General features: G+C 40.2%; 25 protein-coding genes and 3 pseudogenes. 1 reads left to right on the top strand and 27 read right to left on the bottom strand.

What is annotated here, in order from left to right; genetic code table 11:
• Positions 1 to 8 precede the first annotated feature (8 nt).
• The 19 genes and pseudogenes from hisI to NSQ85_RS05645 form a co-directional block, all read right to left on the bottom strand.
• A complete protein-coding gene (hisI, locus tag NSQ85_RS05740; protein ID WP_011681264.1) occupies positions 9 to 347 on the bottom strand; it encodes a phosphoribosyl-AMP cyclohydrolase in 339 nt (112 codons plus the stop codon).
• On the bottom strand, positions 344 to 1,102 hold the full coding sequence (gene hisF / locus NSQ85_RS05735) for an imidazole glycerol phosphate synthase subunit HisF (RefSeq protein ID WP_179973801.1): 759 nt from the start codon (positions 1,100 to 1,102) through the stop codon (positions 344 to 346). Before hisF ends, hisI begins: the two co-directional genes overlap by 4 nt.
• Before the next feature lies 1 nt (position 1,103).
• Complete coding sequence (hisA, locus tag NSQ85_RS05730) at positions 1,104 to 1,823, bottom strand: 1-(5-phosphoribosyl)-5-[(5-phosphoribosylamino)methylideneamino]imidazole-4-carboxamide isomerase (RefSeq protein ID WP_011681266.1); 720 nt, start codon at positions 1,821 to 1,823, stop codon at positions 1,104 to 1,106.
• 48 nt (positions 1,824 to 1,871) lie between these two features.
• Positions 1,872 to 2,480: an imidazole glycerol phosphate synthase subunit HisH gene (gene hisH / locus NSQ85_RS05725; RefSeq protein ID WP_024009945.1), complete on the bottom strand. Its 609-nt coding sequence runs from the start codon at positions 2,478 to 2,480 to the stop codon at positions 1,872 to 1,874.
• Complete coding sequence (gene hisB / locus NSQ85_RS05720; RefSeq protein ID WP_340781327.1) at positions 2,477 to 3,061, bottom strand: imidazoleglycerol-phosphate dehydratase HisB; 585 nt, start codon at positions 3,059 to 3,061, stop codon at positions 2,477 to 2,479. The genes hisH and hisB overlap by 4 nt, the downstream gene beginning before the upstream one ends.
• A gap of 19 nt (positions 3,062 to 3,080) precedes the next feature.
• Positions 3,081 to 4,364, bottom strand: coding sequence for a histidinol dehydrogenase (hisD, locus tag NSQ85_RS05715; RefSeq protein WP_179973803.1), 1,284 nt, complete (start codon positions 4,362 to 4,364; stop codon positions 3,081 to 3,083).
• Entirely contained in the window at positions 4,361 to 5,011 is a 651-nt protein-coding gene (hisG, locus tag NSQ85_RS05710; RefSeq protein WP_179973804.1) for an ATP phosphoribosyltransferase, read from the bottom strand. The genes hisD and hisG overlap by 4 nt, the downstream gene beginning before the upstream one ends.
• Entirely contained in the window at positions 5,004 to 5,984 is a 981-nt protein-coding gene (locus NSQ85_RS05705) for an ATP phosphoribosyltransferase regulatory subunit (RefSeq protein ID WP_232979654.1), read from the bottom strand. The genes hisG and NSQ85_RS05705 overlap by 8 nt, the downstream gene beginning before the upstream one ends.
• On the bottom strand, positions 5,981 to 7,033 hold the full coding sequence (hisC, locus tag NSQ85_RS05700) for a histidinol-phosphate transaminase (RefSeq protein ID WP_179973806.1): 1,053 nt from the start codon (positions 7,031 to 7,033) through the stop codon (positions 5,981 to 5,983). Before hisC ends, NSQ85_RS05705 begins: the two co-directional genes overlap by 4 nt.
• A 342-nt stretch (positions 7,034 to 7,375) precedes the next feature.
• Positions 7,376 to 7,588, bottom strand: a complete 213-nt coding sequence (locus NSQ85_RS05695; protein ID WP_179971872.1) for a hypothetical protein — start codon at positions 7,586 to 7,588, stop codon at positions 7,376 to 7,378.
• Between the two features lie 137 nt (positions 7,589 to 7,725).
• A pseudogene (locus NSQ85_RS05690) lies at positions 7,726 to 9,079 on the bottom strand (IS3 family transposase).
• Positions 9,080 to 9,152: 73 nt separating this feature from the next.
• Entirely contained in the window at positions 9,153 to 9,545 is a 393-nt protein-coding gene (locus tag NSQ85_RS05685) for a hypothetical protein (RefSeq protein ID WP_179971998.1), read from the bottom strand.
• Positions 9,526 to 10,323, bottom strand: a pseudogene (locus NSQ85_RS10710) (phosphodiester glycosidase family protein). Before NSQ85_RS10710 ends, NSQ85_RS05685 begins: the two are co-directional and overlap by 20 nt.
• A gap of 96 nt (positions 10,324 to 10,419) precedes the next feature.
• Positions 10,420 to 11,154 (bottom strand): PHP domain-containing protein, encoded by a 735-nt coding sequence (locus NSQ85_RS05670; protein ID WP_179973013.1) that lies wholly within the window; start codon positions 11,152 to 11,154, stop codon positions 10,420 to 10,422.
• Positions 11,155 to 11,162: 8 nt separating this feature from the next.
• A complete protein-coding gene (locus NSQ85_RS05665; RefSeq protein WP_179974532.1) occupies positions 11,163 to 11,807 on the bottom strand; it encodes a TIGR01906 family membrane protein in 645 nt (214 codons plus the stop codon).
• Positions 11,797 to 12,570 (bottom strand): TIGR01457 family HAD-type hydrolase, encoded by a 774-nt coding sequence (locus tag NSQ85_RS05660; protein WP_179971999.1) that lies wholly within the window; start codon positions 12,568 to 12,570, stop codon positions 11,797 to 11,799. The genes NSQ85_RS05665 and NSQ85_RS05660 overlap by 11 nt, the downstream gene beginning before the upstream one ends.
• Before the next feature lies 1 nt (position 12,571).
• Positions 12,572 to 13,315, bottom strand: a complete 744-nt coding sequence (locus tag NSQ85_RS05655; RefSeq protein ID WP_179972000.1) for an acyl-ACP thioesterase domain-containing protein — start codon at positions 13,313 to 13,315, stop codon at positions 12,572 to 12,574.
• Complete coding sequence (hemW, locus tag NSQ85_RS05650) at positions 13,316 to 14,452, bottom strand: radical SAM family heme chaperone HemW (RefSeq protein ID WP_179973807.1); 1,137 nt, start codon at positions 14,450 to 14,452, stop codon at positions 13,316 to 13,318. It abuts the gene before it with no gap.
• A gap of 266 nt (positions 14,453 to 14,718) precedes the next feature.
• Positions 14,719 to 14,868 (bottom strand): hypothetical protein, encoded by a 150-nt coding sequence (locus NSQ85_RS05645; protein ID WP_179973324.1) that lies wholly within the window; start codon positions 14,866 to 14,868, stop codon positions 14,719 to 14,721.
• 177 nt (positions 14,869 to 15,045) lie between these two features.
• Here NSQ85_RS05645 and NSQ85_RS05640 point away from each other — a divergent pair, with 177 nt between their 5' ends.
• Positions 15,046 to 15,204: a hypothetical protein gene (locus NSQ85_RS05640; protein ID WP_232086273.1), complete on the top strand. Its 159-nt coding sequence runs from the start codon at positions 15,046 to 15,048 to the stop codon at positions 15,202 to 15,204.
• A gap of 214 nt (positions 15,205 to 15,418) precedes the next feature.
• On the opposite strand, the gene NSQ85_RS05635 is transcribed toward NSQ85_RS05640, so the two are convergent.
• The 8 genes and pseudogenes from NSQ85_RS05635 to NSQ85_RS05600 form a co-directional block, all read right to left on the bottom strand.
• The gene (locus NSQ85_RS05635; protein WP_232086272.1) at positions 15,419 to 15,625 is read right to left on the bottom strand and encodes a hypothetical protein; all 207 of its coding nucleotides are present in this window, start codon (positions 15,623 to 15,625) and stop codon (positions 15,419 to 15,421) included.
• Between the two features lie 296 nt (positions 15,626 to 15,921).
• Entirely contained in the window at positions 15,922 to 16,110 is a 189-nt protein-coding gene (locus NSQ85_RS05630; protein WP_231102073.1) for a hypothetical protein, read from the bottom strand.
• A 192-nt stretch (positions 16,111 to 16,302) separates the two neighbouring features.
• Entirely contained in the window at positions 16,303 to 16,431 is a 129-nt protein-coding gene (locus NSQ85_RS05625) for a hypothetical protein (RefSeq protein ID WP_255408451.1), read from the bottom strand.
• A gap of 148 nt (positions 16,432 to 16,579) precedes the next feature.
• Entirely contained in the window at positions 16,580 to 17,626 is a 1,047-nt protein-coding gene (gene rfbB / locus NSQ85_RS05620; protein ID WP_179973808.1) for a dTDP-glucose 4,6-dehydratase, read from the bottom strand.
• Positions 17,627 to 18,054: 428 nt separating this feature from the next.
• Positions 18,055 to 18,648 carry a dTDP-4-dehydrorhamnose 3,5-epimerase family protein gene (locus NSQ85_RS05615; protein ID WP_011226149.1) on the bottom strand — a complete coding sequence of 198 codons (594 nt, stop codon included), beginning with the start codon at positions 18,646 to 18,648 and terminating at the stop codon, positions 18,055 to 18,057.
• Positions 18,648 to 19,517, bottom strand: coding sequence for a glucose-1-phosphate thymidylyltransferase RfbA (gene rfbA / locus NSQ85_RS05610; protein ID WP_179973809.1), 870 nt, complete (start codon positions 19,515 to 19,517; stop codon positions 18,648 to 18,650). The genes NSQ85_RS05615 and rfbA overlap by 1 nt, the downstream gene beginning before the upstream one ends.
• Before the next feature lie 231 nt (positions 19,518 to 19,748).
• Positions 19,749 to 20,840, bottom strand: a complete 1,092-nt coding sequence (locus NSQ85_RS05605; RefSeq protein ID WP_340781321.1) for an NAD(P)/FAD-dependent oxidoreductase — start codon at positions 20,838 to 20,840, stop codon at positions 19,749 to 19,751.
• A gap of 66 nt (positions 20,841 to 20,906) precedes the next feature.
• Positions 20,907 to 21,736: pseudogene (locus NSQ85_RS05600) on the bottom strand (ZIP family metal transporter).
• Positions 21,737 to 21,738 lie beyond the last annotated feature (2 nt).

The following is a 21,738-nucleotide window of genomic DNA, read 5'->3' as shown; positions in this document are numbered from 1 at the left end:
AGCTACTCCTATCTATCTTGATTGTCATCATATATATCCGTAAAGAAACAGCTGTAAGCTCCTGTATGACAGGCTGCTCCTTCTTGTTCAACGGCAATAAGTAGGGTATCCCAATCACAGTCAGTCTTGATGCTTTTGACATGTTGGAAATGACCAGATGTGGCGCCCTTATGCCAAAGCTCATTTCTGGAACGACTCCAGTAATGCATTTGTTTGGTCTCAAGGGTCAACTGATAGGACACCTCATTCATATAGGCCAACATAAGCACCTGTCCTGTCTTGTAATCGGTCACAATGACTGGTACCAGTCCTCCTTGTTTGTCAAAATCAAGTTTAACCTCTGTCATTGTCTCACCTCAATTCCTGTTTTTGCCAAGACTTGTTTTGTTTCACCTATATTTACCTCACCGAAGTGGAAGATAGAGGCTGCCAGTGCACCAGTCGCTGTTGTCTTTTCAAAGACTTCTACAATGTCCTCAATATTTCCTGCACCACCAGACGCAATGATTGGGACATCGACGACTTCTGCCACACGATTAAGCATTTCCAAATCAAAACCAGACTTGGTGCCGTCCTTGTCCATACTGGTTAAGAGAATTTCTCCAGCCCCCAAGGCGACGACTTCTTGAGCCCATTGGATGAGATTCCTACCGGTATCCTTACGGCCACCTGCTACAAAAACATGCCAGCTCCCATCAGCCATCTTTTTAGCATCAATCGCAGCCACGACACACTGATTGCCAAATTTTTGGGCACAATCAGCGATTAGTTGCGGGTTAGCAAGGGCTGAGGAATTAACAGCAACCTTATCTGCACCGGCTTTGAGCATCTTGTTCATGTCTTCAACCGAACGGATACCACCACCAACTGTGAAAGGGATAAAGACCTGATTGGCAACACGTCGCACCATGTCAACCATTGTTTCACGTTTATCTGAAGTCGCTGTGATGTCCAAAAAAACAAGTTCGTCACAACCAGCCTCATAATAGGCACGGGCAGAACCAACAGGATCACCAACATCTGTTAGATTCACAAAATTAACCCCCTTGACGACACGACCATCCTTGACATCCAGACAAGGAATAATACGTTTTTTAAGCATATTAACCTCCGAAAGACTTGAGCTGGTCTAAAGTGATATTGCCGTTATAGTAGGCCTTACCAACAATGGTTCCTGCTACACCAATCTCTTGTAAGTGATTTAAGTCGGCTAGCTCTGCAACCCCACCTGAAGCGATGACTTTAGCGGTTGTGAGTTCAGATACCAAACATTTGTAGTGATCAAGATTGGGTCCTGTCAGTGTGCCATCTCGATCAACGTCTGTATAAATAAAGAGGGTTACGCCCATTTTTTCCATTTCCTTGGCCAAGGTGATGTAGTCCACATTACTGGTTTCCAACCAACCTTCTGTAGCGACAAGACCTGCCTTGGCATCTATACCCACGACAATCCTATCGGCACCAAATTCCTCCAAAGCTGCTCTAACGAAGTCAGGATCTTTGACGGCCATTGAACCGATAATGATACGGTCGATGCCAACTGCCAAATAGTCACGAATCTGCTCCAAGGTGCGGATACCGCCACCAACTTCGATGCCAAGTCCAGAAATCTTCTTGACCTCTGTAATCAAGTCACGGTTAGTGGCACGACCATCAAGAGTACCATCCAAGTCAACAAGGTGAATGAATTGGATGCCCGCATTCTTAAAAGTCTTTGCTTGCTCAATAATATCTGGATTGACGACGGTTTTTTGGTTGAAATCTCCTTTGAAGAGACGAACTGCCTGTCCATCCTTAATATCAATTGCTGGTAGAATTTGCATCTCCCCTACCATCCTTTCTAACTAAAAAATCTTTGTTCTCACGAGATTCTAGGCTTTACATAAACCCACAAACCGTTCAATAATACCTAAACCAATATCACCTGATTTTTCGGGATGGAATTGGGCACCATAAACATTGTCTTTATGGATCATGGCTGGCACCTCGATACTATAATCTGCAGTAACATCAATATATTGGATAGGTACATCCGTAAAATAACTGTGAACGAAGTAGACAGCTTGGCCATCTAAACCATCTGTCAAAGGGCTAGCTTGCTTAACAGTCAAATCATTCCATCCTATATGTGGGACAGGCCGCTCCTTATTAGCAGGAATGGCACGGCAAACACCAGGAATAAAGCCAAGACCATCTGTTTCTTCATGCTCCAGTCCTTTTTCTGTTAATATCTGCATACCTAAGCAAATTCCTAAAAGTGGAACTCCCTTTGTTACGGCCTCTTTGATTACAGCTACCAAACCTCTTCGCTCCAACTCTGCCATGGCTGTTGGATAGGCACCTACACCAGGTAAAATCAAACCATCTGCAGCTAGAATTTTCTCTTTGTCAGCAGACAATTCTGCAGGCACACCGATTTTTTCAAGGGCACGCAGAACATTTGCGGTATTCCCCGAATCATAATCAATGACGATAATCATAGAATCCCCTTTGTCGAGTTTATGCCGTGAATGTTAGGATTGACTGTGATGGCTTCACGCAAGGCACGACCTGTTGCCTTGAAAAGACTTTCTGACTTGTGGTGATTGTTTTTTCCGTGGAGAATCTTGAGATGAAGATTCATTTGAACATTAAAGGCTAAAGCTTGGAAAAACTCTTCAATCAATTCTGTGTCAAAATTACCCAATTTGGGATTATCAAAACTAGCATCAAAGACCAAGAAGCTACGTCCAGACAAATCTAAGCTTGCCATTCCGAGGGTTTCATCCATGGGTACGAAAGACGTTCCATAACGGTTGATACCTGCTTTATCACCCAAAGCCTCTTTAAGAGCTTGACCAAGTACGATACCGACATCTTCAACAGTGTGGTGACTATCAACCCAAAGGTCACCATCAGCCTTTACCACCAAAGACATACGACCGTGACGGGCAAACAAGGTCAACATATGGTCAAAAAATCCGACACCTGTTTGAATATCTACTGGTTCTTGAGCATCCAAATTGAGGCTTAACTTAATTTTGGTTTCAAAGGTATTACGTTCAATTTCTGCTTGTCTCATAACTTCTTCCTCTACTCTCTCAATTATTGTCGTTTCTGACTTCAATAGCCTTGGCGTGGGCCTGCAAGCCTTCCGCATAAGCCAAGGTTGTAATATCGTGTTTTGCCTTATTGACTGCTGCCTTGTCGTATTGCGTATATTGGATACGTTTGACAAAATCATGTACACCTAAAGCTGATGAAAAGCGGCTGGTTGCTGTCGTTGGAAGAATGTGATTAGCACCGGCATAGTAGTCACCAATTGGTTCACTCGTAAAGTGACCAAGAAAGACGGAACCAGCATTTTCCACTTTTTCTAGATAATCATAGGCCTTTTCCATAGCAATTTCCAAATGCTCTGGCGCAACCGAGTTCATGAGTTCAAACATGGCATCTGTGTCCTTAGTGATAATAATACGGCCGTTATTTTCAATGGAAGGACGAGCAATCGCTTCTCGTGGTAAAAGCTTGAGTTGACGTTCAATCTCGCTTTCAACCGCATCGGCCAAGGCTTCAGAATCTGTTACCAAAATGGCGCGTGCTCGCTTGTCGTGCTCCGCTTGAGACAAAAGATCAGCTGCTACATAGCTTGGATTAGCGCTACTATCAGCAATGACACCAATCTCTGATGGCCCTGCAATCATATCAATACCGACAATACCGTAAACCTGTTTCTTAGCAGTAGCTACGAAAATATTACCAGGACCTGTAATCTTATCCACCTTTGGAAGAGTTTCTGTCCCAAATGCCAAGGCCGCAATTCCTTGAGATCCACCGACTTGGTAAATGGTGTCCACACCAGCCAGTTTTGCAGCTACCAGGATAGCAGGAACAAAGTGTTCCTGAGGTGGTGTAATCATAATAATCTCTTTAACCCCAGCAATTTTGGCAGGGATAACATTCATAAGGACTGAGGACGGATAGGCCGCAGTTCCCCCAGGAACATAAACACCTACACGATTAATGGGACGAATCATTTGACCACGAATAACTCCCTCACTTGGTTGGTCCTCAAAACCAGCCTCCAACTGATGTTTGTGGTAAGATTCAATGTTTTCTTTAGCATTGACTAGGGCTTGATAAACCTCTGGATCAATTTCCTTAAAGGCTTTATCAATAAGATCTTGTCCAACTTCAATATCAGTCAAATCAACCTTATCGAACTTCGCTGAATAATCACGAAGGGCCTCGTCTCCACGTTCTTTAACGTCTTCGATAATAGCTTGAACCGTTCTTTCAACGTCTCTATTTTCTTTTGAAAGTTCCAATTGCTCCTGATAAAGAAGCTCAGCAATTTCTTTATTAGTTCCAGTTAATCGTTTCATTCGAACGGTACCTCCTCGTTTCCAACAAGTGATTCAATCTTACGAATGAATTGCAGGACTTCCTTATTATTTTTCAAAGAAGCCTTATTAACAATCATTCGTGCTGAAATCCGACAAATATCTTCATAAACTTTTAAACCATTGGCAACAAGAGTACTCCCTGTTTCCACAATATCGACAATGGCATCCGCCAGACCAATAACAGGGGCAATCTCAACGCTCCCTTGAATCGAAATAATCTCGACATCCTCACCCTTTTGATTAAAATAATCAGTTGCAATGGTTGGATACTTGGTAGCAATACGTTTACGTTTATGGTCATTAGGATTATAGTCTTCTGTTGAAGCCACGCAGAATTTACAAAGGCCAAAATTAAGGTCTAACATTTCCAAATAGCCTGTCGGATGTTCAACCAGAACATCCTTCCCAACAATTCCAATATCTGCGACACCGTGTCTAACATAGGTTGTCACATCTGGAGCTTTAACCAAGAGAAAACGGAAACGGTTATCAGGACTCTCGAAAATCAAATTACGTCCCTTATCAGCCATGAAAGATATATTAAAGCCAGCTTTTTCCAGCAATGTAACCGCATCTTTTTCAATACGCCCCTTGGTCAAGGCAATTGTGATTTGATTGCTAGTCATCCATGTCACCTCCAAATTCCACATCGTCATGTACTGCTTGATAAACTGAGTCGATATCAATGGCCCAACCAACCGCTGTTAACTCGGTAGCCCCAAAACGTTCAAATAGTTTATCATAGCGGCCACCTGATACAAAAGCATCCGGTACCTTGTCACCGAAGACCTTAAACATTATGCCCGTGTAGTAAGGCACTGCTGGCAATTGAGCCAAATCAAGCGTCGTCTCTGGGAGATTATCAGCTAGGCGACTGGTTAAGACTTCCAAACTATCCAAAGCTGTCAAAAAGGCTTCATTGTCGGTTAACTGTCTCGCCTCGGTCAAGACAGCAGTTGTTTCACCAAAGAGGAATGGCAACTGCTCCAAGACCTTGTCATATTGACTTGGATTTTCTTTAGTGAACTCCTTGAGACCTGTGATTGATTTATCACGGATATAGGTGGCCAACTCTGCTTCTTTTACTGCTGGAAGGTTTAATTCTTCAAAAATGAGTTGCAGGAGGCGGGCATGTGAAAATTCAAACTTGTAATTTCTGACACCTGCCACATCCAAGGCCTCTTTAGCAGATATCACAGCTTCTTCCAATGCCTGATGAACTGGAAAACCAATGATTTCCACACCAGCCTGCGTATGCTCATTGGACAAGCCACGCATCTCTTCGTTGTAGTTAAAGACCTTTCCAGAGTAGGAAAATTTAATCGGTGTATGAACTTGTGTGGAAGCAATTACGCGCCCGATTTGACTGGTAATATCAGGACGTAGGCTAATAAGATCTCCATTTTTATCAAAGAAATTATAGTTACCATTGTCCACCACATCACTGAAGACTTCAAAATGCTCTAAGGTGGGTGTCTCAATCCGAAGAAAACCCTTTGTCATCAACAAATCACAAATGCAATGCTCAATCTGATACATGGTACGGGCACGTTTGAAAAGTTTATCGTGCATTCCTAAGGCTAAGGTCGTTTTTTTCATGCTTGTAACTCCTGTATGGTCATTAATACACGCTCCATCTCATCCTGAGTTCCAATAGAAATGCGTAGTCTGTCAGAAATACGCTCCACTTTTGGAAAATAACGGACATAAATTTTCTTACTTTGGAGATAGGCAAACAATTGGCCTGCAGTCACTCCGTATGGCTTGACCAAAACAAAATTAGTTTTTGAAGGAAGGACATCAAAGCCAATCGCCTGCAATTCTTGGCTAAACCAGTCACGTGTTGCCATAATCTTAGCGCAAATGTCCTCATAATAGTCCCAAGATCTAACCGCTGCAGTCCCCAAGGCTTCAGCAATGCTATCCACATTATAGGGGTTAACCGAATTCTTAACGGCATTGATGACAGCCATTAGTTTTGGACTTCCTATGCCGTAACCGACACGCAGACCAGCAAGGGAGGCATCCTTAGAAAAGGTCCTGGTGATAAACACATTGTCATATTTTTCTAGGAGTGGTAAGGCCGTCTCCCCACCAAAGTTGATATAGGATTCGTCAATAATCACAATTACCGACTGGTTGGCCTTTACAATCTCCTCGACTTGATCTAAAGGTTTATAAATACCTGTTGGAGCGTTCGGATTAGTAAGGATAATTCCACCATTTTCGACCAAATAATCTTGAGTATCAATCTCAAATGAGGAGGTCAAAGACACTTCTCTAAAGGGGATGCGATACAAATCTGCCCATACCTTGTAAAAACCATAAGTCAAATCTGGAAATATGATTTTTTCCTCACTGTTAAAGAAAGCTAGAAAAGCCATTGATAAGATGTCGTCTGACCCATTTCCAATAATAAACTGATCGGCAGGCACACCCAATTGATCAGACAAAGCTTGACGCAAAGCCGTTTGATCCAAAGTCGAATACTTTCGTAACTGATGGGCATCAAAGGATGCTAAAGCTTGATGAACTGCTGGACTTGGTCCATAGGCATTTTCATTAGTATTCAACTTAATGATATTTTTCTCAGCAGGCTGACTACCCGCTACATAGGGTTCAATCTTTCGTAATCCTTTGATTTCCATAGTTTATCCTTTCTCTTTGACTCTAATCAAGTGTACTTCTCGCTACACACTCTAAAAAAAGTGTAACAAAAAACGTCCTCGCAAAAATAACTTTTGCAAGGACGTTGGCACGTGGTTCCACCTTGATTCGAACAGGGGTCACCCCCTCTTCCTCATGAAGTCACAAAGACTCACTTGTAACTCCTAGTCGCTAACGGAACCACCCGTCGTACACTACTGTCGTCCAGAGTTCGCATACGCTCTCAAGAATGTGTCGTCTTTGATCTCATGCGTTCTCAGCTTCCCGCATTCTCTGTAAAACGATCTGACTTTTTTCTCTCAACGATTTAATTTGAAATTATTCTACATGAAAATTAAAAGCAATGCAAGCCTTTTTTGTATATTTAATAAAAAATACATAGTCTTTTTGAGATTTCCTAAGGAGATAACGGTCGTCAGGTGATATTTCCCTGTGGATAATTTCAGCAATGCATGCAGTTTCAGCTCTTCCATCGCTAGAAAAAGTCTCCTTTTATTTATATTGCTGTCACAAAAATCAATCTCTGTTATTTTCATAAAAACCTCTTTAGTCTATTTCCTGATTCAAAATAATTTTTCCACTTATAAGGTGTATATTTATCCTAAATAAATTTTCAAAGCAAGATAAAAAGCCTGAAGTGTGTGTACTGATCCCAAAAAGTTAGACAACTAATTTATACAAAGGATTTAGTTCTGTATTGCACAGGACTAAGTCCTTTTAGTTTTACTTTAATTCGTTTGTTGTTGTAATAATCAATATAGTCTACAATAGCTTGTTCCAATTGCTCAAGTGAGTGAAACGTCTTCTCATAACCATAAAACATCTCAGACTTAAGAATGCCAAAGAAGGATCCCATCATACCATTATCTGGACTATTTCCCTTACGTGACATGGACGGTTGGATTCCTTTACCCTCTAAAAAATGATGATAGTACTGATGTTGGTATTGCTATCCCTGGTCACTATGGAGAATTGTATTTTCATAATGCTCCTCTGTGAAGGACTGGTCTAACATAGATTTCACTTGTTCTAAGTTTGGTGAAGTTGAGAGATTATAAGCGATAATTTCGCTGTTGAAACCATCTAAAACAGGCGATAAATACAATTTATGTGTGCTATTTGGAATGGCAAACTCTATCACATCTGTGTAGCACTTTTCCATTGGGTTGGCTGCTTCAAACTGCCGTTGAATAAGGGTTATCTGCTTTCTTGCCAACTTCTCTTTGGTATGAAGAATACTTTCGTTTACGACGAATTTGGGAACTTAAACCAAGGAGCTTCATCAGACGTTAGACCTTCTTCTGGTTCACTACAAAACCACGATTCCTCAATTCAAGAGTTATTCGGCGACAGCCATAATTTCCTTTATGCTCATAATAAATTTCTTGAATTTCGCCTTTAGTCTCTTTATCTTTGTCGTGCCCATCTAGTTGTTTCAACTGATAATAGTAAGTCGAGCGAGCTAAACGTGCAGTTTTAAGAAGTAAATCGAGTCGAAATCCTCCTGAAACCATTTCTCTAGCTGTTTCTGCCTTTCTCGCTGTAAGGCTTCGTCCCTTTCCTCTAACTCTTTTAACTTTTTTAGGTAGGCCACCTCGGTACGTAAGCGTTCATTCTCCTCTTGAAGTCGCTCTAGTTCTGTCATTTCTTCCCAAGTTTTCTTACGTTTACGCCCCATTTTAGGTACTCTCCCTATTCTTTTCTCAAGAAGAGTACACCCATTTTTCTTGTATTGTACTATCCAATTAGGCAACATTCCATCACTTGGAAGACAATAATCAAGACTTACACTTTTTTTGTGAACGACCTTCAAGTAGCACTTTATCAATCATTTCTCGTTTTAATTTAGGAGAATAATAACGATTCTTTCCTTTTTTGATGATGTTTATTCCATAACGGTCAATTAATTTCACCATATATTTTAGACCAGAAATGTTCACCCCAAATTGATTTGAAAGTCGTATAAAGCTTTCTCCTTGCTTTCTCAATTCATATATTTGAACTTTATCTTCATAAGTTAATTTCATAATAAAAACACCCCAAAAGTTAGATTTTTCTGTCTAACTTTTGGGGTGCAGCTCACTTAGCCAGGCTTTCATTTTAAGCCAGTTTTCTAGATCTGATAAATCCTATTAGAAGACTCAAACAAAGTAGTCCAGCTTCTACATACCAATAGGGCATATCCACACTAGTTGTACGTCCTGAAACTTCAACAATGCCTTTAACTAAACAGGCACTTGATACAACCGCGATTGCTGAATTTAATAAGAATTTCGAGGCACGATTTCTCACCCAAGACATTTCCAGTCGTCCTGTTAGCAGATAAATCATAGCCCCAGCCAATGGTTCAAAGAACATCATGCGCATAAACGTGGATGATTCACCATAAGAAAAGCGTTCATAGACAAAGGTAAAGACCAGGCTAAAAATAGTTAAACCAATATAGGTGAAAAAGTGCTCGCTAGCAGATTTTTTAGTAACCGATGTAAACAATATCGCTCACCGCCCTTTCTGAGATTTTGTTTCCGTTTGTGGTTGGCTTATCAATGACTTGACCATTAGAATACATGGTTGATGAGTCACCACTATCAAGGTTGTAACCAGTCATCACACCATAAGATTTCATCAACTCTGCCATTTCATAAAGAGTCAATCCTGACGACTCACTGGTACGACCATCAGAGACTATGACAATGTAGTGTACACTTCCATCACTTTCTTTAATAACTACGATAGCTGTACGTGGATTGTCAGCCATGTCTTGACAAACCTTTTCATTTTCTGAGACAGCTACCTTACCATTTTTAACCAGGGTTGGACCGAAGGCAAAGGTATTCACCACACCTGAATCGACCAGTTTTTGAACAGTTGTCTCGCTCTCGTTAAAGGTCTTGAAGCTACCGTCTGAGTAGACTGCAGGGTCTTCGTAGTCACTGTTTCGATCAGTATCACGATAGACTTGACCATTTTTAATAACATAGACTGACTAGTTATCCCAATAATAGTCATCATTGATGGCAAAGATAGCCATTATGTTGCTGGGCAATACATGGAGAGACGTCAGTTATATTGGTACTATAGATGTTTTGTCCAAAGCCATTTTAAGGTAGTCCGCACTTGAAATCTTGATATCAGCAACATAGTAAGTGGAATCACTAGCTTTACCCGTCGTGATTTCAATTTCCATATTGTCATCTTTATAAGTCGTATCCGTCTTAGTGACCTTACCAGTGTTGGTAGATGCTGTCGAGGAATTGCTTGAAATTAGCATAACAAGCAAATCTTAAAATCTTCTATAAATCCCATAACGGCATCTTTCCTTTAAGTTTCCCTTAAGAAAAGACAGCCTCAACCGAAGCTGTCTACTCTATATAATCATATCTTCTGTAATGTCGAATTCTCTCAAGAGCTCCTGAATCTTATCAAAGTTCAGACGGAAATGCTCCAATTTATGCCCATCAGAGCCAATAGAATACTTGCGACATCCCAAATCCTTGACAAGGGCCAAGACATAACGATAAAGAACTTCATGATGATAAAGGTACATGCTCTTTGAATTCAGCTCAAAAGCCAAATCATTAGCAATCATTTTCTTAAAAATACGTTTAAGCTGATTCTCATAAGCTTTTAGCTCATCAACAGTCACATCAAAAAGGCGGAAACCATAGTCAAAATGGGCCAGAACATCTGCGTCCACACGACCAACAGCATACTCCAACTTATCCAGATATTCTTGAATAATGTTAGCCTTGTCCATGTCAGCCACCTCATCATCAAGATAATCATTAACTCCATTATGGTGAACAGAAAGCAGTTTGAGATCATAGTCCTTACCATCCAAAAAGTCTAAAATATCGCTTTCTCTAGGCTGGTAATAACCAATCTCGATGCCTAGTTTAATACGATTGCCATACTTGAGGTTGAGTTTTTCAACCTCATGACTATAAGACTCGTAATCTGGCACATCGTCCTGTTTTGTATAGGGATTAGAAAGATCATAATGCTCAGTTGTTACAATCTCGCCATCAAAATGGGTTAAATAATCAGTAAAATTCGCATCCGAATCATAGGAATGATGGGTATGCAAATGGTTATCACGAATAAACATCATTACTCCTTATTTTTTAAATAGCTTCTCACCTGTTTATGGGCTAGCCAGGTCAATCCCATCATGATTCCCTCGTACATTATAAAGAAAATCACAAAACATTGAAGGAAATACTCTTCTGGCAAAACATTAATAATCGGGTCAAGCATTGGATTAAAAAGCCAACTACTATCTCCAGGAAAGAGAGCCTCATGAAAGAGAATGAAGAACTGATCAAATCCTAGGAAAAATCCCACTACTCCAATAAGGATTGGTAAAACAGCTAGACTCAGATAAAGTCTACGATAGAGACCAAAAGTCCCCTTCTTCACATTTCGCCAAAGAAAGCTCACAGCTGGATAAGCCAGTAGGACAACAAGGATCTGAACCAGATGAAAGAGCCACTTGACATCATGAAAATGCTTAAGACCACTCTCCGACGACGGAAAATCAGGCATGGCCAAACGGCCCACCCAAGGAAAGGTCAGATACCGCATGAGGACATTGAAGTTATGCCAAAGCTCAGTTTTGCCGATAACGACATAGTTCAAAAGATGCATCCAGTCAATATCAAAATAATAGAAGCCCCATGCTAGGTAAATCGTGACCAGAATAGACAAGGCCAGGAGCCAAATAGGAGTCAACACTGCTTCAATATTAGTTCGCATCAAAATCCCACTCCGCTAGACTAGTAAGTACATGGTCTGGTTTTACTGGTAAATCCACGACTTCTTCCGCCTTGGTGAAACCAGTCGTGACAAGAAGTGTTGGAAAGTCATTTTTAATGCCAGCTGTAATATCAGTCAAGTAATTATCACCAACCACAATAGTTTGGCTACGTTCTGTTCCAAGGATTTCAAGAGCTTTGTTCATAATAATAGCTTTAGGCTTACCAATAATGATTGGTCTCACACGCGTCGCTGCCTCAATAAGGGCCAAGAGGGAACCAGCACCTGGAAGCAGACCTCGTTCTGTTGGGATATTCAAATCTGGGTTTGTCCCAATAAACATAGCCCCTTTATGGATAGCAAGGGTTGCTTTAACCAGCATTTCATAAGTGACGTCACGGTCCAATCCCACTACCACATAATCAGGATTTTCCTCATCTACCGTATAACCCGCATCCGCAATAGCAGATTTAAGCCCAGTCTCACCAATAACATAAACTGTCTTACCACGATTCATATCATTCATGTAGTCAACTGTCGCCAGGGTTGCTGTATAAATAGTTTCAAGAGGCGTTTTCAACTCGCACTGATTACACAAAAGCTCTTGGACCATCTCTGGTGTACGCATACTGTTATTAGTCACAAAAAGATAGGGAATCTGACGCTTCTGTAATTCCTTAACAAAGGCCTCCCCTTCAGGAATACGATCCTTCCCCTTATAAACGGTTCCATCTAAATCAATCAAATAACCTTTATATGTCATCTTACTCGTCTCCTATTTCTTTCCATTGGATAATGGCCTGGGCATGAACATTACCATCAACACAAATCTGGTGTTGACTGTTCAAACTGCCTTGGTCAAACTCATAGCCAGAATAAATTTCTGAGCCATAATGGATTTCTTTAACGTACTTGAGATCAATATGGGCTGGTGTGTACTTGGTCAAAAAGTCCAAATTGAAAACGTCCAACATCCACTCTAAGTACTTACTATTATTAACGTGTCCATTCATGTCCAGGTCAAAATAGCGTACACGGTATAAGTTCTCAAGCGGATTTTCCAAAGTCTTATAGCGAGGACCTCGAAGCAACTTTTTAATCTTATCTGCTCCATAAGGTGCTACCACCTCATCTGGCACCTCCGCTACCTTACGCGTTTCATAATTCATGAGGGCAAAGGTAGTCTTAAAGAGCATGATTTGATGACCAGCCTCATCTGTGATATAAAAATTACGATAACAGAAAATCTTATTATAGGAAATGGCTTCCGTTGTAATGGTTACTTTTTCATTGTAGCGAGGCAAACGGTCAATCTCAATAGCATAGTCTGTCACAATCCAAACAAGACCGTAATTATCAAAAATATCCTTATCCGTATTACCCAGAGACTCTGACTGCATGCCAGAGACTTGCAGTGAAAAAGCCAATAAGTGTGGCAATTTCACATGATGTGTGATGTCCGTCTCATAAAACGGAATCTGATAAGGAATACTAAATTTTAATCCCATCTAATCCTCCAAGATAAAATGCTCAGCGACACTATCCCCCAGAAAGAGTCCACGTTTCGTCATACGAATAACCTCTGGATCCTTGACCAAGAGACCATCTGCCTGTAGTTTTTCCACAATGTCTCCATAAGTATCCGCAAATGACATACCAAACTTCTCTTCAAACCGTTTGATAGACACACCCGACTTTTTACGTAAACCAAGGAAAAACTCCTCCTCCATCATCTCCACCTTAGTCAGATGTTCTTCATTGAGTCTAGCATGACCATCCTCAGCTATAGCCTTTAGATAATGTTGGATCGGTCCTCGATTACGGTAACGAACACCATTCACATAACCAGAGGCCCCAGCACCAACTCCATAGTACTCATCATTATTCCAATACATGAGATTATGTCGGCTCTCCATCCCGGGTTTGGTAAAGTTAGAAATCTCGTAGTGCTCAAAACCATTTTTTTTCAACTCTTGGATAATATAGTCAAACATCTCTGCTTCCAAGTCCTCAGTGGGTAGATTAAGCTTACCCCGACGCATCTTATTCATAAAGACCGTGTGATGTTCCAATATCAAACTGTAGAGACTTAGATGTGGAATATCCAGTTCCAGTGCCTTTCTCACATTTTCCTTGACTTGATCCATGGTTTGACCAGGCAGAGCATAAATGAGGTCAATGGAAATATTATGGAAACCAGCAGACTTCAAGCTATCAATGCTTTCATAAATCTGTGCTTGATTGTGACTGCGACCAATTTGACGCAAGTGTTTGTTATCAAAAGTCTGAACCCCTAGAGATACCCGATTAACAGCAGATTTTTTGAGTACTTCAATTTTATCAACCGTCAAATCACCAGGATTGGCCTCAATGGTAAACTCCTCCAGCTTTGATAAATCCAAGTTCTTCTGAAGATGACTTAAAAGGTAGTCCAATTGCTCAGCAGAAATAGCTGTGGGTGTCCCCCCACCAATATAAAGGGTACGAAGCTCCTTGATATCTGAAAGCTCCCACTCACGAATCAAAGCCCGTAGGTAGTCATCAACGGGCTGATTTTTAATAAATACCTTGGAAAAGTCACAATAATAACAAATTTGTGTGCAAAATGGGATGTGCACATAAGCTGATGTTGGTTTTGTTTGCATGTAACTATTCTACCATTTTTTAGCAAAAATGAGACCTTGAAAAAGAAGAGTTTGACGCAAAAAAGAAGCCATCTCTCCAGATAGCATCTTTACTTCATTTTGTTAATGAAAATGGAAAAGCATTTTAGTGGCTATAATCAAAGGTTGGTCCCAAATCAGAGATAACTTGAACTGGTGTGTATGTGACATTTTCAAGAATAAAACTAGACTTAACTTGGAAACCAGACCCCCTATTCCAGTAATGTCAGAGAATAATTGCCACCTTACTAAACGTAGAAATTACCAGAAATTTGTACAGCTTTTGCAGTTATAAAACTTTGACGATAGGGTTCGTAAGCGACATTAAAATTTCCCTTTGAAGTAACGTTTCCATCAGCATCAACTGTAAAACTAATATCTGTTGCTTGAGAACTCATACCAGTCCAGGTTCCAATCAAGGATGCTGGAACAGGAGAGTCACTTTGGGTATCAGGTGTTACTTGGCCAGACTTATTTGACTCAGTAGCAACTACTACTTGTTCCTGATTGAGTATTAGTTACAGCTGTAGCTTGATTTCTTTTAAGGAGCTAGATTCAGAATCACTTGCTAGATCTTGGCCTTTTTAGCAGATTTCCTTTCAGTAGTTTTTGTCTTTGCTGATGACTTTACTACTTTAGAAGTTGAAGTTGTAGATGATGATGTGGTGCCTTTTTCTGACTTGAAGCCACATCCGATAGGAGCCCCAGAAAAAGATACAGATAACAAAAAATAACAAAACAAGTGAACAAACACGGATAACTATACTTTTTATTTTCATAAACCTTTTTCTATATGCATATTATATTAAAAAATTCAAGTGTTGTTTGTAATTTTGTAACTTTTTGTAATTATTTGTCCTTCTGTTATAAGTTAATAGGTCCTTTAAACCAAAAAAGCCTATCACTCCCACAGGAATGATAGACTCTTGACTATTATTTAAGTACTCCTTATCTGATATTAGCGAGTACCTTCTTTGTCAAGATAACCTGAATAGGGATGATCGTAGCATCTTTCAAGACAATAATGCGCTTTCTACCATTCACAACTACAAAATAGTATAAACCTTTCTCGTCGTGGTAGATATCGTTAACACTCTTAGCCTGATAACCGTGTGACTTAAGGGACTTCTGTATTTCAGCAAACTCTTTTTGCACCTTACTATTAATCTCCTCTGCCTGATTGATCCATCAGATATTCTTTTAAAGGTGTAAGAATTAAGATATCTATATCATCAGAATCTGTAGTCATTAAACCATTTTCAGAGATAGTCACTTATCCTTTTGATTCATCCTCATAATTAAATGTCTTCCATTTTCCAACAAAAAATTTTGGAACCTCTTCCTTGTGAAAAAGACATTTCTTTTTGAAATTTTTGGTGCTGGAACCGTAGCAATCAATGTCTGATAAGGTTAAATCTAGAACAAAGTTTGCCCCATCCTTCTGAATCAGATTATAGTAGCCAACCCCTGTCCGTCTTTACCAATACAACCTCTTTTGTCTGTAATTGGTATTTCTTGTCAAAATCAGCAATCGTTTTTAGTTTTGGATCACTGACGTCTTCTAAGCTTGTTTCAAACTTCTGTCTAACTTTCTGACCAATAGAGATTTCTTTGATTTCTTCTTCCCTATAGCCTAACAACGAGTTTTGACTTCTTCCCATTTAAGTCATAAACCAAACCAGTATTATTACTATTTACCCACAAACCACCCAAGTTTGTTTCTTTGGAAGAAAATAAAAAAATCCAAGACTTGTTGTTAGAACAAGAAGTAAAGCAATAGCAAGACCTATAAACGTCTTCTTTCCAAACTTTTTCTGTTTAACAAAGACAAGCTACTTTGCAGAGGGGTGATTGACCATTTGACCACTCATTTGATTTGATAAAGGCATGGCTTCTTCAGTCATAGTCTTACCGTTGTTGGTTAAAATTATCTTGTCTTCCTTCCATAACAAATTCACCATTTAAAAGGGCCTGCTGGCACTCCTGAATAGTGGCTTACGATTATTAATCACTTCAAAATATTCAATCAATTCTTTTCTATTCAACATCTCTCCTAACAATTCTTAATAGAAAAATCTATCACTAGTTTATAAGTGATAGATTTTTCTATTATTTAAGTACTTCTTGTGTCTTAGCATAGTTAGCTTCAACAGCTTCTTTTTCAGCTTTCCACCAGTCTTGGTGATCTGTGTACCACTTAATTGTTTCTTCCAAACCTGATTCGAAGTTTGTGAATTGTGGTTCCCAACCAAGTTCTTTACGCAATTTTGTTGAATCAATAGCGTAACGCAAATCGTGACCAGCACGGTCTGTCACACGGTCGTAAGCATCTTTTGGTTGACCCATTTTTTCAAGGATAAGCTCAAGAACTTCCTTGTTGTTCTTTTCACCATCAGCACCAATCAAGTAAGTTTCACCGATACGCCCTTTAGTAAGAATGGCCCAAACACCGGTTGAATGGTCATTAGTGTGAATCCAGTCACGGACGTTTTTACCTTCACCATACAGTTTTGGTTTAATTCCTGACAAGATATTGGTAATTTGACGTGGGATGAATTTTTCAATATGTTGGTATGGTCCATAGTTATTTGAGCAGTTTGAGATTGTTGCTTTAACACCAAATGAACGAACCCATGCTTTAACAATAAGGTCTGAAGCAGCCTTAGTTGATGAGTAAGGTGATGATGGGTTGTATTTCGTTTCTGCTGTGAATTTTTCTCCAGGACCTTCACCATGTCCAGGGAGATCTTCACGCAATGGAAGGTCACCATAGACTTCGTCTGTTGATACATGGTGGAAACGAATATCGTATTTACGAACAGCCTCCAAGAGTGTGTATGTACCAATGAAGTTAGTGTGGATAAATGGCGATGGGTCGTTCAATGAATTGTCATTGTGGCTTTCAGCCGCATAGTGAACGATGGCATCCGCTTTAGCAGCCAATTTGTCTACCAATTTAGCATCAGCAATATCACCAACAACTAATTCAACACGGTCACCAAGGATTTCTTCAATGTTGGCACGGTTACCAGCGTATGTGAGTTTGTCAAGGACAGTCACATGAACATCCGGATGATTATTGTAGACATAGTGTACGAAGTTTGAACCAATGAAACCTGCGCCACCAGTTACGACGATGTTTTTATATTCAGTCATTTTTTCTCCAAATAGTTTTTAATTTTGATTGTTCCTTAAATCAATTTTTTAGCTTTCCTTAGGTGAGTACGGACGTAAACGAACTTCTGCGAAGTTCCATGACTAAATCAAGATATAAAGGGCGTCTGCGGATAAAGTCAAAATAGGAAATTTAACGCTGAATCTTTCGATTCTAGGAGAACTTATCTTTTTGACACGATCCTCAGCCCATGTTCAATTAGTTTTGAGCCCTTTCGCCTTTTAATTTCCGGGTTCAGGCTAAAACAGTTCCCCAAACTGTTTTACTCTCAAAACTTCCGAACACCTGAAACAAAATAGTTCAGGTGCTTTTCTCACGGCGGGAAGCTAAGCATATAGCTCGATTCGCTCGTTTATAGCAAGGCTTAAAACTGTATAATAATTTTCTTGATTGTTTTAACAGCTATATTTTACAAATCTTCTGATTTTAGTGGTTTGACGTCTTTGAGAAATGGGTGATTTTTATCTGCTTCTGAGACTTCTGCTTCCTCCAAGTTTTCCCACTCGATATCAAGGCTTGGGTCTGCGTAGTTGACAAAGGCATATTTTGGTTTGAGTTCAAGTGCCCAGTAGTCGTTCACAAGATAGCTGTATGCAACCTTATCAGACAAAACTTGGAAACCGTTAGCAACACCACGAGGAACAAAGATTCCTTTTGAGGCATCAATAACTGTTTGGTAAGTATTCCCAAAAGTTTCGCCTTCACGAAGGTCAACCCATGCTCCAAGAACCTTTCCTTCATCTGCTACTGAGATGTATTTATCCCAAGGCTCAGCGTGCAAACCACGCAAAACATTTTTACGTGAAAAAGAAACGTTGTTTTGCAATTTTCCTTCTGTAAAGAATGATTCTGGAAAACCAAGTGGCAACATTTTTTCTTTTTGGAAGTTTTCCTTAAACCAACCTCGGTTGTCTCCATGTACTGGAATATCAAATTCAAGCAAGCCTGGAATGGCTTCACTCTTACGTACAGCTAGTTCTTTTCCAAAAAATTGTTCAGTCATTATGCTTCTCCAATCAAACGGAGCAAATATTGTCCGTATTCATTCTTCTTAAACGGTTGTGCCAATTCGAGGACCTTTTCTTTAGTTATGTAGCCCATACGATAGGCAATTTCCTCAAGGTTAGCCACTTGGACATTTTGCAAACGTTGAACCGTTTCAATGTATTGAGCAGCTTGCAGGAGGCTTTCGTGAGTGCCTGTATCCAACCAAGCAAAGCCACGCCCCATCAACTCAACAGAAAGATCTCCACGATCTAAGTAAGCCTTGTTAACATCAGTGATTTCAAACTCTCCACGAGGGCTTGGTTTGATGTTTTTAGCAATTTCCACGACATCATTATCATAAAAATAAAGGCCTGTTACAGCAAAGTTTGATTTTGGATGTTCTGGTTTTTCTTCGATTGAGATGGCATTCATATCATCATCAAACTCAACAACACCAAAACGTTCTGGGTCTTTAACTTGGTAGCCAAAGACTGTTGCGCCTTTTTCCTTAGCTTCAGCACGTTGAAGCATTGCAGAAAGACCATTGCCATGGAAAATGTTGTCCCCGAGCACAAGAGCAACACTGTCATCACCGATGAAGTCTTCGCCTATGATAAAGGCTTGAGCCAAGCCATCTGGACTTGGTTGTACAGCGTAGGAAAGGGAAATACCAAACTCTGAACCATTGCCAAGGAGTTCTTCAAAACGTGGAAGATCCTGTGATGTTGAAATGATGAGGATTTCCTTGATTCCAGCCAACATAAGCGTTGACAATGGGTAGTAAATCATTGGTTTATCGTAAATCGGCATCAGTTGTTTGGATGCAGCACGTGTCAGTGGATACAAACGTGTCCCTGAACCGCCTGCAAGAATAATACCTTTCATAGGAAGGCTCCTTTTTTTCCTTAATATATTACTATTATTTTAGCATTTTTTAGGCTCCTTGTCACGATAAATCCTATCCTCTTAAGCTTTCATTAAGAAAATCAAGGCTGTTCATTTTCTTAATCAAATGGAATAAGAATTTCGAATGAAATCCTTTTTTTGCACTATTTCTATTGAAAATAGTGATTGTCATCCTTTTCTTAAATTTTAATATGTTGAGGGGCTTTACAACTATTGATCTTTCTTCTTAACGTACTGAGTCACTGGATAATCAGTACTGTCCAAGCTACCAGAGCGATTCATAACCAAATCAACTAGATTTTTTCCAATAAGTGGGCCAGTTGTAAGACCAGAGGAGCCTAGACCTGAAGCAACGAAGACATTTTTAAGCTCTGAAACTTCTCCAAAGAAAGGAGAAAAGTCACTGGTATATGCTCTAGTTCCCACACGTTCAGAGAAGGACTTAGCAGTACTTAAGTCAGGAAAATAGATCTTAGCCTCCTCCTCCAGACCTTCTAAAACAGCTTCATCAACCGTCAAATCAAAGCCTTTATCATTTTCGTGACTGGCCCCTACTGAGATCTTTCCACCCGCAAAAGGTATGATATCTAACTCACCCTCTGGCATCAGAACAGGCAACTTACCAGTATCTAAACCCTCAAAGAAGTAATCTCGTAATTGACCCTTTTGGGGTTGAACATCCACTTCAAAACCAAGGGGTTCAAGCGTTTGACCTAGCCAGGCACCACAAGCAAGAATGACTTTATCAAAAGTTTGAGCATTAATCTCATAAGTCTCATTATCAAGAGAAGAGAGTGTAACTAGCCCCTCTAGCTTCTCAAAACCAGAGGCCTCAATCAAAGTAGCTGTCAGTTCTGCCCCTTCAACTCTGGCTCCACCAGAAGCATAGAGACAACGGTCAAATCCAGTGAATTTAGGGAGTTTATCGGCATTTTTTATAGAGAGTTCACCAATAATAGGTGACACTTCTAACCTAGTTTTAGCATACTGATACAAACCGTCCAATTTACCATCGTCTTTCCTGAGAAGGACCACACCAGACTGATCATAAAAACTCGTGTCATAACCATCATTTTCAAGATTTGAAGTTAACTCTTGGTAAAAATCAGCTCCCAAACGAGCCATGCGATACCAAGCTTTATTTCGGCGTTTAGAAAACCAGGGGCTGATGATCCCCGCAGCTGCCTTGGTTGCTTGTCCAGGACCATGGTCAAAAACAGTAACCTCTATGTCTTTTTCTTTTGATAAGTAATAGGCAGCCGTTGAACCGACAATACCTGCTCCAACAATTGCAATTTTCATCTCTAACTCCATCTATTTGAAAAGAGCTGAGACCTATATATACAGGAACAGCTCATCATTAATCATTTATCCCAAGGCCACATCCATAACCATCATGACTACAAAACCAACCATAAGTCCCAAAGTTGCCATGTCAGTATTACCATTTGTCTGTGATTCAGGAATCAATTCCTCTGTTACCACAAAAATCATGGCACCTGCTGCAAAGGCCAAGGCATAAGGAATAATAGCCATCATCCACATAACAAGAGCAGCTCCCATGATAGCTCCGATAGGCTCCACGATAGCTGACATAGAACCCACATAGAAAGCCTTGATTCGAGATTTAGCATCTGCTCTAATAGGAATAGAAAGGGCTGCACCTTCAGGAACATTTTACAAACCAATCCCGATAGCTAGACCAATAGCTCCCATAAGACCAGCGAGTGTCATATTACCACCTGCCAAGGCACCAAAGGTAACCCCGACTGCCAATCCTTCTGGAAAGTTATGAATGGTAATAGCCAAAAAAGTAGGGCAGTTTTTGATAATTTTTTTCTTACGAGGCTGAATTCCTTCCGCTTTTGAAATATCATTTTCCAAATGCAAGTGAGGGACGACAGCATCAATCAAACGAAGGGCAACACCACCAAGTAAGAATCCAGCTGCTGCGGGAAACCATGACAATTTACCATATCCATTTTGACTAGCATAAGCCAAAGAAGGAGCCAGTAGCGGACCAAAAAGAGGCTGCAATCATGAACACCAACCGCAAAGCCCATCATGATGTCTTGCAATTTACGGCTAATATTCTTGAAGAAGAAAACTATGGCTGAGCCAACAATAGTACATCCTCAGGTAAAGAGACCGGCAAGAAAAGCTAAGAAAACAACATTTTGATGTAAAAACCAAGTCATAA

The organism is Streptococcus sp. FSL L8-0526 (assembly GCF_038007145.1).
Taxonomy (GTDB): domain Bacteria; phylum Bacillota; class Bacilli; order Lactobacillales; family Streptococcaceae; genus Streptococcus; species Streptococcus thermophilus.
This window is presented reverse-complemented; position numbering and strand designations above follow the sequence as displayed.

What these genes read in the sequence shown, in the direction of transcription:
- hisI (WP_011681264.1), bottom strand. Translation starts at nt 347, where the DNA reads ATGACAGAGGTTAAACTTGATTTTGACAAACAAGGAGGACTGGTACCA.
- hisF (WP_179973801.1), bottom strand. Translation starts at nt 1,102, where the DNA reads ATGCTTAAAAAACGTATTATTCCTTGTCTGGATGTCAAGGATGGTCGT.
- hisA (WP_011681266.1), bottom strand. Translation starts at nt 1,823, where the DNA reads ATGCAAATTCTACCAGCAATTGATATTAAGGATGGACAGGCAGTTCGT.
- hisH (WP_024009945.1), bottom strand. Translation starts at nt 2,480, where the DNA reads ATGATTATCGTCATTGATTATGATTCGGGGAATACCGCAAATGTTCTG.
- hisB (WP_340781327.1), bottom strand. Translation starts at nt 3,061, where the DNA reads ATGAGACAAGCAGAAATTGAACGTAATACCTTTGAAACCAAAATTAAG.
- hisD (WP_179973803.1), bottom strand. Translation starts at nt 4,364, where the DNA reads ATGAAACGATTAACTGGAACTAATAAAGAAATTGCTGAGCTTCTTTAT.
- hisG (WP_179973804.1), bottom strand. Translation starts at nt 5,011, where the DNA reads ATGACTAGCAATCAAATCACAATTGCCTTGACCAAGGGGCGTATTGAA.
- NSQ85_RS05705 (WP_232979654.1), bottom strand. Translation starts at nt 5,984, where the DNA reads ATGAAAAAAACGACCTTAGCCTTAGGAATGCACGATAAACTTTTCAAA.
- hisC (WP_179973806.1), bottom strand. Translation starts at nt 7,033, where the DNA reads ATGGAAATCAAAGGATTACGAAAGATTGAACCCTATGTAGCGGGTAGT.
- NSQ85_RS05695 (WP_179971872.1), bottom strand. Translation starts at nt 7,588, where the DNA reads ATGAAAATAACAGAGATTGATTTTTGTGACAGCAATATAAATAAAAGG.
- NSQ85_RS05665 (WP_179974532.1), bottom strand. Translation starts at nt 11,807, where the DNA reads ATGCGAACTAATATTGAAGCAGTGTTGACTCCTATTTGGCTCCTGGCC.
- NSQ85_RS05660 (WP_179971999.1), bottom strand. Translation starts at nt 12,570, where the DNA reads ATGACATATAAAGGTTATTTGATTGATTTAGATGGAACCGTTTATAAG.
- NSQ85_RS05655 (WP_179972000.1), bottom strand. Translation starts at nt 13,315, where the DNA reads ATGGGATTAAAATTTAGTATTCCTTATCAGATTCCGTTTTATGAGACG.
- hemW (WP_179973807.1), bottom strand. Translation starts at nt 14,452, where the DNA reads ATGCAAACAAAACCAACATCAGCTTATGTGCACATCCCATTTTGCACA.
- NSQ85_RS05645 (WP_179973324.1), bottom strand. Translation starts at nt 14,868, where the DNA reads ATGAGTTCTCAAGCAACAGATATTAGTTTTACAGTTGATGCTGATGGA.
- NSQ85_RS05625 (WP_255408451.1), bottom strand. Translation starts at nt 16,431, where the DNA reads ATGGTGAATTTGTTATGGAAGGAAGACAAGATAATTTTAACCAACAAC.
- rfbB (WP_179973808.1), bottom strand. Translation starts at nt 17,626, where the DNA reads ATGACTGAATATAAAAACATCGTCGTAACTGGTGGCGCAGGTTTCATT.
- NSQ85_RS05615 (WP_011226149.1), bottom strand. Translation starts at nt 18,648, where the DNA reads ATGACTGAACAATTTTTTGGAAAAGAACTAGCTGTACGTAAGAGTGAA.
- rfbA (WP_179973809.1), bottom strand. Translation starts at nt 19,517, where the DNA reads ATGAAAGGTATTATTCTTGCAGGCGGTTCAGGGACACGTTTGTATCCA.
- NSQ85_RS05605 (WP_340781321.1), bottom strand. Translation starts at nt 20,840, where the DNA reads ATGAAAATTGCAATTGTTGGAGCAGGTATTGTCGGTTCAACGGCTGCC.